Origin of the sequence: Bacillus sp. FSL M8-0266, from assembly GCF_038613425.1 — a bacterium.
Taxonomy (GTDB): Bacteria; Bacillota; Bacilli; order Bacillales; family Bacillaceae; genus Bacillus; species Bacillus pumilus.
In genome coordinates, this window is record NZ_CP152015.1 from 373,847 (window position 1) to 388,465 (window position 14,619).

Genomic DNA, 14,619 nt, shown 5'->3' on the forward strand with positions numbered 1-14,619 from the left:
TATGAGCAAGCAGAAGATTCAAAAGGTATATCCTTTAACACCCATGCAGGAGGGCATGCTCTATCATGCCATGCTAGACCCTAATTCCTCCTCTTATTTCACACAGCTTGAGCTTGGAATAAGCGGAGAATTTGATCACGCTCTTTTTGAAAAAAGTCTCAATGAGCTCATACGGACATATGACATTCTCCGTACAGCCTTTGTTTATCAACAATTACAAAAGCCTCGTCAGGTTGTACTGGCTGAACGTCATCTCGATGTGTATCGAGAGGATCTATCACATCTGAATCATCAAGAGCAGCAAAAGGTATTGGATCAATATAAAAAACAAGTGAGAAAGCAAGGATTTCATTTAACAAATGATCTGTTATTGAAAGTCGCTGTTTTTCAACTAAATGAAACAAATTGGCATCTCATTTGGAGCAACCATCACATCATCATGGATGGTTGGTCCATGGGTGTTTTAATGAAAAAACTGTTTCATTACTATGAATCTTTTCGGAACGGTCGAACGCCGGATCGCTCACAGGGTAAGCCTTATGCAGATTATATCCAGTGGCTTGGAAAGCAAAATAAACAAGAAGCGGAAAGCTATTGGCAGGAGCGTCTAGATGGAGCGGTTCAGCATCAAGGGCTGCTGCAGCAAAAAGAAGCGAACGGACAATACGACCATCAGGAATGGACATTTACATGGGATGCTCAAACGGTACAAGCCATTCAAAATGTAGCAAGACAATGCCAAGTGACAGCCCCGAACCTGTTTCAGGCGGTCTGGTCTGTTCTTTTAGGCACCTATCATGCAGCTGATGATGTCACATTCGGCACCGTTGTATCGGGCAGACCTCCAAGTGTATCTGGAATTGAGCGCATGGCAGGGCTGTTTATCAATACGATACCCGTTCGAGTGACATTGGGTCAGAAGCAGACGTTCAAACAGTTGTTTCAAAAGGTACAGCAGCATGCATTGGAAGCGGAAAACTATGATTTTATGCCGCTTTATGACATTCAGCAGAAAACAGCTGCTGGAGGGCAGCTCTTTGATCATTTGGTTGGGTTTGAAAACTATCCTTTAGATCAGGAGCTGTCTGGTGACACCATGTCTGCGCGTCTTGGTTTTTCCATTGATGTAAAGGACGGATTTGAACAAACGAATTTTGACCTAAATGTCCTTGTGTATCCCGGTGAAACGTGGACATTGAAAATCAAATACAACGCCATAGCTTTTGAAGAAAAGGTCATTGAAAACATATCGAAACATCTAACCAATCTCATGAAGCAAATCATCCAAAACCCTGAAGTACGCCTTCAGGACGTGACGTGTATCACGGAAGAGGAGAAGCAGCAGATCAAAGCGTGGAATCAGACGGAGCGAGATTATCCGAAGCATCTGTCTATTCCTGAGCTGCTCAAAGAACGTATGAAGGCGCAGCCTGACCATCTGGCATTAGTTGAAGGCGACCGAACATTCACGTACGAAGAGCTTGGACAAGAAATCCGTCGTTTGGCTGGCAGTCTTATTGAGAAAGGCGTACAGCCCGGGGATGCTGTGGCGGTGTATATGAACCGATCAGCTGATGCGGTGATCGCCATCTTAGCAGTTCTACACGCAGGGGCAGCTTATGTGCCGATTGATCCTTCGCAGCCTGAAGAAAGAATCCGATTTATGCTTGAGGACAGTGGCGCATCCATTTTGCTTCATGCTGATAGTCCGTCGCCAGTTGATGAACAGATCAAGGCTGTACATGTGACGAGTAAGCCTCATCACTCACACATGGATGTATCAGTCAGGACGTCTCCATCTCACTTGGCGTATATCATGTATACATCGGGATCAACTGGACAGCCAAAAGGGGTTCAAATTGAGCATCAGCACATTGTGAGATTGGCTTGCTCTCAGGAGAAATTAGGCTTGAATAAGTCGGATCGTATGGCGCATACAGGAGCGGTCAGCTTTGACGCCATTACCTTTGAAATCTTTACCACGCTGCTGGGTGGGGCGACGCTGTATCCTGTTGACCGCGATACTTTATTGGATATTCATCGATTTGAACAATTTATCCAAACACATCAGATCACGACGCTCTTTTTAACGACTGGGTTATTTAATCAGCTCGCTCAGCAGCGGCCGCAAATGTTCAAAGGGTTAACCACATTAATTACAGGCGGTGACGTGATCAATGTGAAGAGTGCGGAGCTTGTGAAACAGCATCATCCAGCACTTGTCTTGCTGAATGCCTATGGTCCAACAGAAAATACAACCATCTCGACCATTTACGAAGTAAGAGGAGATGAAACGGGTCCGATTCCAATTGGTCAGCCGATTAACCATTCGTCGGCTTATATTTTAGATGATGATCAACGATTGCAGCCAATTGGAGCGCCAGGAGAGCTGTATGTTGGCGGGGATGGTGTCGCAAGAGGGTATCTCCATCGTCCAGATTTGACCAATCAAGTATTCATGGCAAATCCTTTTAAGCCGTCAGGCCGTTTGTATCGAACAGGGGATTTGGCTCGGTATGGCGCGGATGGCCAAATCGAATTCCTCGGCCGGACAGATGATCAGGTGAAAATTCGAGGCTTCCGTATTGAGCTTGGTGAAATTGAATCAGTGCTTCAGCAAAAAGCGGGCATAGATGATGCGGTTGTGCTTGTCCATTCGTTTTCCTCAGATGAAAAGGAAATCACCGCTTACTTCACAGGGACAATGACAGAAGAAGAAGTGCGAGATTTATTTAATCAAGAGCTCCCAGCTTATATGGTGCCGCACCATGTGATGAAGCTGGATGCTTTTACGCTCACATCGAACGGCAAGGTAGATCGAAAAGCTTTACCAAAGCCGGACGAAGCGCATCAGGAGAAAAAGGAAATCATTCCGCCTAAGACGGAGACAGAAAAGGCACTCGCTCAAATTTGGGAGGAGCTGCTTGGAAAAACGGTCGGAGTAGATGAACATTTCTTCATGGCTGGCGGGCACTCTCTCAAAGCGATGATGATGTCCGCGAAGATTCAAGAGGTGCTTCAAAAGGAAATGCCGATTCAAGTGATTTTTGAGAAGCCGACGATTCGTTCATTAGCGGCATATATCGATCAGGATGGTCAAGAAGAAATGGGGCATCCGATTTTACCAGCAGAGCAGGCGGACGAGTATCCGGTATCACCAGCTCAGCGCCGTTTATACATTTTGCAGACACTTGAACCAGACAGCACGAATTATCATATTCCAATCGTCTTAACGCTTGAAGGAACGCTCGAATATCAGCGGCTCAAATCGGCGTTCGATCAGTTGATCCAAACGCACGAAATCCTAAGAACGAGTTTTCATATGAATGGAGAAGATATTGTTCAAAGAGTGAATGAATGGACGGGATTTGACCTTCCTGTTCATGATATCAAGGAAGAAGAGGCGGAGGCATTTCTTTCTGAACATCAATCACCATTTGATTTAACAGCTGCGCCTTTATTACGAGCCCAGTTGTTGAAGATCAGTGAAAACCGTCATCTTCTCGTCTTGGAAGCGCATCATCTCATTACAGATGGCAGCTCCATGAAGACGTTCATACAAGATTTGGCGAAGGCCTATGATGGCGAAGCTCTTGCAGAAAGAACCATTCATTATAAAGATTACGCTGTCTGGCAGTTAAGTGAAGAAGAGACGGAGAAACAGAAGGAGCATGAAGCCTATTGGCTGAAGCAATTCGAAGGAGACTTGCCAGTATTAGAGCTGCCAACGGATTATTCGCGTCCAGCGGAACGTGATTTTTCAGGAGAACGATTCATGTTTGGCTGTGATCAAGCGACGACTCAGCGGATTCATGACCTGCTTCAGAAAACAGATACGACCATGTACATGTTCTTGTTATCTGCTTTTCAGGTGCTGCTTGCCACCTATAGCGGTCAGGAAGATATCATCGTTGGTTCCCCTGTTGCAGGACGGACACATCCTGATATACAGGACATGCCAGGGATGTTTATCAACACCGTTGCGATACGCGGAAAACCAGAGCAAACGAAAACATTTTTACAGCTGCTTGAAGAAATAAAAGAAACGAGTGTTGATGCTTTTGCTCATCAAAGCTATCCGCTTGAAGAGTTAATTGCACGTCTTACGTTAGATCGTGATACAACCCGAAGCCCGCTCTTTAGCGTGTCATTTAACATGCAGAACATGGAGGTTCCCGCACTAAAGCTCGGCGACCTGCACATTTCGCCTTATGCCATACAGCATCACTCAGTCAAATTTGACTTGTCTCTAGAAGCATTTGAACGAGAAGGAGCATTAAAGCTGAGCTTTGACTATGCAGCGGCGTTATTTAAAGAAGAGACGGTCCGTAGATTCGGAACTCATCTTCTTGCGATTATTCATGAAGCGGTCCAACACCCGGAGGAACAGATCGGCTTGCTCCCTATTCTTGAACAGCATGAGCAAATAGAGCGGTTGGAGAAAAAAGACGAAGTGCAAACAAATCATCATGAGCCTTTCCACGTCCAACTTTCACGTCAGGCAAAGGAAACACCAGATGCCATTGCGGTGATGGATGATCAACGGAAGCTCACTTACCGCGAGCTGGAAGACATGTCAAATGCAATTGGCAGTGAACTGAAGATACGAGGCGTCGAGAAAGAAAAGACTGTAGCGCTGATTCTTGATCGCTCTGTCTATGTCATCGTTTCAATGCTTGGTGTGATGAAAGCAGGAGGTGCATTTGTACCAATTGATCCGGCCTTCCCTGCGGAACGTATCAACTACACATTAGAAGATTCAGGTGCACAAGTGATCGTAACAAATGAGTCTCTTGCAGGGTCCTATCAACATCACAAGTCGATTCAGGTCGTGCAGATTGAAAAAGCAGTACTACAAAGCCGCACGCTAGATTTGCCGGAAGCATCAGCCGATCAACTTGCGTATGTGATTTACACATCTGGGACAACAGGAAAACCGAAGGGTGTTCAGCTCACGCATCGTAATCTATCACACTACGTTAACTGGCTGACAAATGAGGTGACATTGCAAGAATGCGATCGGACGGCACTTCTTTCTTCTTATGCATATGATCTTGGTTACACAAGCATTTTCCCTGTCTTAAAGGCAGGAGGAACCCTGTATGTGCCTCGTGAAGATGTGTATACAGACCCGGTACGACTCATGCGTTTAATTGATGAACAAGAGCTGACTTATATCAAAATGACACCATCCTTATTTCATATGATGGCAGATTCGAAAGATCATGCATTTAACGCTTTACGCCTTGTTATACTTGGAGGAGAACCGATTGTCTCTGAGGACGTTGAGATATTTATGGAACAGCATCCATGTGTGGCTGTGATGAACCACTACGGCCCGACAGAGACAACCATTGGAACTGTGACCAAGCTGATCACAAAGCAAGAGCTAGGCACACTCAAGGATCGCTCTGTGATCGGACAGCCAATTGCTCACACAAGAGCGCTCGCACTCAATCGTCAGCAGCGCCTCGTCCCGTATGGTGCACCTGGAGAGCTTTATATATCAGGGGAAGGTGTATCGAGAGGGTATTTGAATCAGCCTGAATTAACGGCAGAGCGTTTTCTAGAAAATCCGTATTTTTCTGAAGAGCGGATGTATCGTACAGGAGATTTGGTCAGACAGCATGCAAATGGAGACATTGAGTTTCTCGGAAGAATAGATGATCAAGTGAAAGTCCGCGGCTATCGTATTGAGAAGCAGGAAATTGAGCATGCCGCACGTGCACGATTATCCATTCAAGAGGTGTATGTGAAAGTACTTCATATGTCCCGTTTACCAGAGCTTGCACTTTATTACACGTCGCCTGAACCGATTGGAACACTGACGTTTAGAGAAAAGCTTGCGGAGACACTGCCGGATTATATGATCCCAACGTACTTTGTCAAAGTCGACCACATCCCGCTCACGCAAAACGGAAAGGTAGATGCGAAATCTCTGCCGCTTCCGCACGAGGTGCATATGAATCGCGCGGTGCATGTAGCACCAGAAACGGCACTTGAGCAGACGCTTTGCGATATTTGGTCAGAAGTACTTGCGGTTGAACAAATAGGTGTGCATGATCACTTCTTTGAATTGGGAGGTCATTCCCTCAAAGGCATGGTGCTCATTTCAAAAATGCAAGCCAAGCTGAACAAGCATGTGCCGCTCAAAGTCCTTTTTGAAAAGCCAACGATACGTGCGATGGCAGCTTATTTAGAAGAAGTGGGTTCCTCGGACATGACATCCATTCAGCCGGCGGAGAAGCAAGATTTCTATCCTGTCTCTTCTGCTCAAAAGCGGATGTATGTGTTGCAGCAGCTGCATCCAGAAGCAGTGACTTACCATATGCCTGCCGTATTGATGATGGAAGGCAGTCTAGATGTAAAGCAGCTAGAAGAAGCGCTGCAAGCCTTGATCGAACGACATGAATCATTGCGGACAGCCTTTGTAGAAATTGATGGCGTACCCGTTCAAAAAGTGTATCGCCGAGTGCCGTTTACGTTAGAGGTTGTTGAAGTAGAGAAAGGTCATGAGCAACCTGTCATAGACGCATTCATCACCCCATTCTCATTACATCAAGCACCATTAATGAGGGCAAAGGTGGCGAAGCTTTCTGAAGAAAAATATGTGTTCATGATGGATATGCACCATATCATCGCAGATGGTGTCACACGCAGTCTGCTCATTCAAGAATTGGCAAAGTTGTATGAGAAAAAGACGTTACCGCCAGTTCAGCTGCACTACAAGGATTATGCAGTATGGCAGCAGGAAGAAAAGCAGCAAGCGCTGCTCGAGAAACAGCGTCAATATTGGCTGGAGCAATACGCAGAGCCACCTGAAGATTTGGCACTGCCACTTGATTTTCCGCGCCCTCATGTACAGTCATTTGAAGGAGACCGAGTCGATAGATGGTTATCTTCTGAAAAGGTGCAGACCATTAAAGCACTCATGGCTGAAAAAGGTGTGAGCATGAACATGGTCATGCAAACGGCATTTGCTATTTTCCTTTCCAAATTAACTGGGCAGACAGATATCGTGATAGGCGCTGTCACAGCAGGACGTACACATGCTTCAATCGAACGGGTTCCAGGCATGTTTGTGAATACACTGGCTCTTCGACATGAAGTGCAGCTCGAGGAAACGACAGCACAATTACTTGAAAAAATGAAAGATCGAAGTCTATCAGCCTATGAACATCAAGAATTTCCGTTTGAGGAATTGGTGGCACAGTTAGATCTGCCGAAAGACACGAGCCGCAACCCATTGTTTAGTGTCATGCTGACAACGGATGACCGTGATATGACGTTACCGAATCTAAATGGACTCAAGCTTTCGCAAAAACAGCAAGAGACAGTTCATGCAAAATTTGATGTAACGCTCGGTGTATTCGAAGAAAAGGACCAAGTGGGCTTACGCTTTGAGTATGCAACAGCGCTGTTTAAAAAGAAGACCATTCAGCGTTGGAGTCGATATTATGAACAAATTATAGACGAGATGCTGGTGAAGCTAAATGAACCAATTTCATCGCTTTCGATCTTAACAGAAGAGGAAAAACAAGAGCTGATCAATGAATGGTCAGGTCCTGTCCTAAACGTTCCGTCAGATCAAACCGTTCATGCACTGATTGAGGCTAAAGCATTTGAAGCACCGAAACAAAAAGCGGCGACCTTCTGCGGAACAAGCTGGACGTATGAGGAACTGAACAGCCGTTCAAATACAGTCGCTTCAAGACTCATCTCAAACGGCATAAAACGAGGAGACCGTGTCGGTATTCTGACTCGCCCATCGCTTGATATGGCGGCAACCGTCCTTGGCGTCCTGAAGTCAGGTGCGACATTCGTTCCAATTGATGCGGATTATCCGGATCAGCGTATTGCCTACATGCTGAATGACTGCGGGGCAGAGGTTCTTCTCATGCAAAAAGGACTGACTGCACCATCTTCATTCACAGGTCATGTCCTGTTCATAGAAGATGCGGTAGAAGGCGAAGCACAAGAAATTCAGATTCATGTCAAACCAACAGATCTCGCCTATATGATTTACACGTCTGGAACGACAGGACAGCCGAAAGGTGTCATGGTCGAGCACCAGTCCCTTGTGAATCTTGCGTTCTGGCACAATGATACCTTCCAAGTGACAAATGCGGACCGAACCGCCAAATATGCCGGCTTTGGCTTTGACGCCTCTATTTGGGAAATGTTCCCGACATGGATTGCCGGCGCAGAGCTACACATCATCGATGAAGCGATTCGTCTCGATATGATCAAGCTCAATGCGTATTTCAATGACGAAAATATCACCATTGCATTCCTGCCGACCCAGCTATGCGAGCAGTTTATGTCAATGGACAATCACTCCTTGCGTTACTTACTAACAGGCGGAGACAAGCTGAAACAGGTAAAACCAGTTCCTTATCAACTCGTGAATAACTACGGTCCAACAGAAAACACCGTCGTGGCGACAAGTGGGATCATCAATCCAGATCAAGGCACGCTTCCGATTGGAACAGCGATTGCTAATACTCGTTTTTACATTATGGGTTCGTTATATGATCTCTCGCCGCCAGGCGTACCGGGTGAGCTTGTGATCGCAGGAAAAGGACTGGCAAGAGGGTACTGGAATCTTCCAGAAGAAACCAACAAACGATTTGTCCCAGATCCATTTTATCCAGATGAGCGCATGTACCTGACAGGCGACTTAGTGAAATGGACAGAGGATGGCGAACTGATCTATCTCGGCAGAAAAGACCATCAGGTCAACATTCGTGGCTTCCGGATTGAGCTGTCAGAAATTGAAGCTCAGCTTCTTGAATTGAATTCAGTCAAAGAAGCAGTTGTGACAACGGTGAAAGATGCCAGCGAACAAGATGCCCTTGCCGCTTACGTCATCACAGCTGAAGAAACGACCGACCTAAAAGAAAGTCTAAAACGCACGTTGCCAGACTATATGGTCCCTTCATGGATCATCAAGCTAGACAAACTGCCGATGACGGCAAATGGCAAAGTCGATCTGAAAGCATTGCCAGCACCAGATATGGAAGCCAACCAAACAGCATACGAAGCGCCAAGAGACGAAGTCGAAACACTTCTATGCGGCATTTGGGAAGACGTGCTTGGCGTCAGCCAAGTCGGCATTCACGATCACTTCTTCTTCCTTGGCGGAGACTCGATTAAAGGCATTCAAATGGCAAGCAGGCTCACACAAGCGGGCTGGAAGCTTGATATGAAACTACTATTCCAGTACCCAACGATTGCGGAGCTACGCCCATATATCGAAGAAGCTGATCAACTGACAGCTGACCAATCACCTGTCGAAGGAGAAGTCATGTTGACTCCAATTCAACGCTGGTTCTTTGAACGAACATTCACTGACCAGCATCATTGGAATCTCTCGATGATGCTTCATGCGCCAAATGGATTTGACCTTTTGATGACAGAACAAGTGATGCAGAAATTACTTTCACATCATGATGCACTGCGCATGGTATACAGGCAAGAGGATGGCAGCATCCTGCAATACAATCAGCGCGAGCTCACTGAACCAATTGCGGTTATTTCTCATGATGTCTCTAAAGAGCACGACATGAAAAAAGCCATTTCCACCTATGCCAACGAGTATCAGCGTCAGCTGAACCTCGAAACAGGTCCGCTCATGAAAGTGATCTGTTTCCGTGCAAAAGATGGCGATCACTTACTTATCTTGACACACCATCTTGTGATTGATGGTGTCTCATGCCGAATTTTACTAGAGGACTTTATGTCTCTTTATCAACAGGCAGCTCAAGGACAAACGCTCGTCCTGCCGCACAAAACCCACTCCTTTAAAGAATGGGCAGAGGCGATCGAACGATACGCACAGTCCAAACCGTTAAAAAGCCAAAGTGAGTACTGGAATGAGATTGACAGGACCCCAATCACCACTTTACCTGTTGATCATAAAGTAACGAAAAGAAAAGTTGCTCAAACAAAAGCAGTACAGATGCAGCTTTCAGAGTCTGAAACCGAGCATCTTTTGACCGACATTCATCTACCGTACACAACGGAAATGAACGATATTCTTCTATGTGCGCTCGGTCTTGCCGTTCAGGAGTGGACAGGTGAGTCCCATGTACATGTGCAGCTTGAAGGTCATGGAAGAGAGGATATTTTATCAGGACTGGATGTCTCCCGCACGGTTGGCTGGTTTACGAGTATGTATCCAGTCGTACTGAAAGCAAAGCCGGATCAGAGCATAGCTGAGGAGATTAAAGGAACGAAAGAAATGCTGCGGCGTGTCCCGAATAAAGGGATCGGCTACGGGATTTTAAAATATCTCACTGAGTCGTCAGGAAAACATGTACAACCTGAAATCAGCTTGAATTATCTTGGGCAGATTGATCAGGAAGTGACGACAGAACTCTTTGGACCATCCACCTATGATATGGGACGACAAGCAAGCCCTGATTCAGAAGCTGTCTATAAGCTGAACCTCAGTGGTCTTGTTCAACACAATCGATTCATGTTGTCTTGTTCATATTGTTCAGATGAATATGAAGAACAGACGATACAGCGGTTCATGGCATTGCTAAAAGAAAAAATACAATCCATCATGACTCATTGTTTAGCGCAGCACGAACGAGAATTTACGCCAAGTGATTTCTCTGCTGGTGACCTTGATATGGATGAAATGGACGATATATTTGACATGCTTGAGGAGAAATTGACCTAACAACATGAGATCAGTCATAAAAACGGGAAGGGAGGATGAAATAGATGAGTTCATTTAAAAGGGATCAAGTTCAAGACATGTATTATCTGTCACCGATGCAAGAAGGCATGCTGTTTCATACCCTCCATCACCAAGAAAAGGGCTTTTATGTAGAGCAAATGGATATGAACGTAAAGGGTACACTGCGTCATGACTTACTTGAGAAAAGCATGAATGTCATCGTGGAGCGATACGATATTTTTCGTACCGTATTTCTCCACGAAAAAGTGAAGCGCCCTGTCCAAGTTGTGCTGAAGAAACGTCCTTTTACGCTTGATGTGGTGGACATGCAGAATCTTTCTGAAGACGAACAGCTTGTACGTCTTGAGACATTTAAACAACAGGATCGCCTGAGAGGATTTGACCTTTCGAAGGATGCTCTCATGCGGGCAACTGTTTTCCAAACGGGCCCTGCCAGCTATCGCTGGATATGGAGCTATCATCATATCCTTCTTGATGGCTGGTGCTTTGGGCTTGTGGTGCAGGAGTTATTTGCGATTTATCATGCCCTTTTACATGACATCCCTTACAAGCTGGAACCGGTTAAACCGTACAAAGAATATATTCAATGGCTTGAAAAACAAGATAAACAAGCATCACTTCAATATTGGCAGCAATCATTAGCCGGGTTTGATGGGCAATCTACCTTTAAAGAACAGAGAAAGCAAACGAATGAACATGAATTAGGCGAATTGGAATGGTCGATGAGTAAGGCAGAAACGGCTGCTTTATCAGAGTTAGCGTTCCAGCAAAATGCAACGTTAAGCAGTGTGCTGCAATCGGTCTGGTCAATTCTGCTGAGCAGATATCAGCGTTCAAATGATGTGCTGTTTGGCACGGTTGTGTCGGGGCGTCCGGCAGATTTGGCTGGTGTTGACAGAATGGTTGGCTTGTTCATCAATGTCATCCCAAGAAGAATTCAGCTGACAGATGACATGACATTCCGTTCTCTTCTGTCAGAAACGCAGCAGCAGTCTCTTGCGGCTGAGCCGCATCAATATATTCCGATTTATGATATTCAGGCAAAGACAGGTCATCAGCCACTCATTGATCATATTGTCGTGTTTGAAAATGTCCCAGCCGCAAAGAAGGACGAGCAAGAGGCGCGGTTAGGGTTTACTGTGGAAAACATGAATGTGTATGAAAAATCGAACTATGATCTCAATTTGCTGGCATCACCAGGAGAACAATTGCAATTGAAGCTGGCCTTTAACAAAAAAGCATTTGATCCTCAATTTGTTCAACGGTTAAAGGAGCAGCTGAGTTTATTGATGAGCGAGGCGATCAAGCATCCTGATCAATCGGTTCATACACTTACACTTGTCATGAAACAGGAAAAGCAGCTGATTCTTGAGGAATGGAATGCGCCCGAGCTTGAGCATGACCAGCTATATTTGTCGAAATGGTTTGAGCATAATGTCCGCAAACAGCCGAATGCGGTCGCATTATCAGCAGGTGAGCACACGATGACATATGCGGAGCTGAATGAACAAGCTAACCGATTGGCAAGACATTTGCAAAAAAATGGGGTCACGCATCAAACGGTCATCGCCATTTTAGCCGGCCGCACGCCTGAACTGATTGTCAGCCTGCTGGCTGTCTTAAAAGCAGGTGCAATCTATGTGCCTATTGATCCCGATTATCCCGAAAGCCGCATTCAATACATGCTTAAAGACAGCGGGGCAACGCATGTTCTGACTCACTCATCCTTTATCGGTCAAGTGAAGGCACTTGCGTTTGATGGAAAGTATCTGTTTGCAGATGATCAAGAAATTTCACTGATGAGCTCAGAGAATCTGCCGCTTGAAGCAGGTTTACACGATACGGCTTACATCATGTATACGTCTGGTACAACAGGTCAGCCAAAAGGCATCATGACGACCCATTCGAATATTGCCCGGGTGGTCAAAAATACAAACTACTTAACCATTTCAGAAACAGATACACTGCTGTCATTATCCAACAGCGTATTTGATGGCTTTACATTTGATGTGTATGGCGCACTTTTAAACGGAGCGAAGCTTGTCTTGCCGAAAAAAGAGACCATTTTAAACATGGGCGAGCTGACGGGATTGATTAAAAGGGAAAACATTTCTGTCATGTTTGTTCCAACGGCATTATTTAATCTCCTTGTTGATGAAGAAACCGACTGGATGCGCAGTGTGCGCAAGGTGCTATTCGGCGGAGAGCGGGCATCGGTACAGCATGTGAGGAAAGCCTTTGCTGTCATGGGGAAAGGCAGACTCATCAATGTCTATGGCCCAACCGAATCAACAGTATTCGCCACTTATTATCCAGTCGATGAGGCTCTGCCGATGGAAGCCCGTTCGATTCCAATCGGAAAGCCGCTCAACCAGACGGGTGCTTATATATTGAGTCAGCACAGGCAGCTTCAGCCGATTGGAATGGTCGGAGAGCTTTGTCTGAGCGGCAAAGGGCTTGCGAAGGGGTATTTGAATCGTCCTGATCTGACAAAACAAGCCTTTATCGCGCATCCATTCGCTACGGGAGAAAGGCTGTATCGTACAGGAGACTTGGCTTATTTTCGAACGGACGGTTTGATTGAGTATGCAGGCAGAGTGGATGATCAGGTGAAAATTCGCGGTCACCGAATTGAGCTGACAGAAATTGAAGCCCACCTTCTCATGCATCCAGGTGTAAAACAAGTGGCCCTTATAGCTGATCAGCATAACACGCAGCATACAAGGCTGCTCGCCTATATGACGTGTGAGGAGGAGTGGAAGGATAAACTGGATGTGATCAAATCAGGGCTGAAGGGGAAACTTCCGGCTTACATGCAGCCTCATGACCTGATCAGACTTGAGAAAATGCCACTTACGCCAAATGGAAAGGTTGATAAACGTCAGCTGCCAAAGCCAGAGGTGTCTCAAGGAAACCGTCATGTGAAGCTTCCGATAAATGAGGTAGAACAAAAGCTACTTGTGATGTGGCGGGAAGTGCTTGAACGAGAAGATATCAGCACAGATGACCATTTCTTTGAGCTTGGCGGGCATTCATTAAAAGCGATGTCGCTTTTATCCAAGGTGTCAAAGGAATTCGATGTTCAGGTGCCCATTCACTTGCTGTTTGAGACGCCTACCATTGAAGCAATCAGCCGTTATATTCAACAGCAGGATCAGGAAGCCGCCGGCTATCTTGTATTCAATGAATCTCAAACGCCAACAGTCTTTGCTCTACCGCCATTACCAGGCTATGGCTTTATCTATCAGGAAGCCGCAAAAACGCTCGATGGTGTTCGTTTGATCGCCTTTGACTTTATTGAAGCTGATCACCGAATCACGCAATACGTTCAGCATATCCAGCACCTTCAGCCTGAAGGGCCGCTGACTTTGATGGGTTACTCTGGCGGGTGCTACCTAGCCTTTGAGCTTGTTCAATCGCTCGAACAAGCAGGGCGGACCGTCGAAAAAGTCATCATGATCGATTCCTATAAGAAAATAGGAGAAAGTGATTTAGAAGGACGATCCATTGATGACGATATCGCAGCGATCGTCCATCAGTCGAAGCAAAGTGAACTTGCCCAAGCGGAGCTCATTCAAGACGAGCTTGCTCAAAAAACGAGGGCTTACTATGAAACTTTTGTTAAGGGGGTGAACCAGGGAGAGATACAAGCAGACATTGATTTTATCCAATCCGAAGAGCACATCGCGATACCAGACTGGATGGAAAGTTGGGAAGCTGCGACGACCGGTGCTTATCGCCAATATCAAGGCTATGGTCAGCACGCGGACATGTTCAAAAACAAAGAATGTGCCGCCCGAAATGCACAGCTAATTAAAGAAATAGTCCATCATAAAAATAAAGAAATAGTCTTGTAAACTTTAGATGAGGCAGGGGTGCACACTGGCAGCCCTGCCTGACAAAAAAGG

The 14,619-nt window shown here is 45.8% G+C and carries 2 protein-coding genes; both read left to right on the top strand.

The features are described from left to right. Position 1 precedes the first annotated feature (1 nt). A complete protein-coding gene (locus MKY83_RS01955) occupies positions 2 to 10,690 on the top strand; it encodes an amino acid adenylation domain-containing protein (protein ID WP_342488017.1) in 10,689 nt (3,562 codons plus the stop codon). Between the two features lie 44 nt (positions 10,691 to 10,734). Then, complete coding sequence (locus tag MKY83_RS01960; RefSeq protein WP_342488018.1) at positions 10,735 to 14,568, top strand: amino acid adenylation domain-containing protein; 3,834 nt, start codon at positions 10,735 to 10,737, stop codon at positions 14,566 to 14,568. Positions 14,569 to 14,619: the final 51 nt, after the last annotated feature.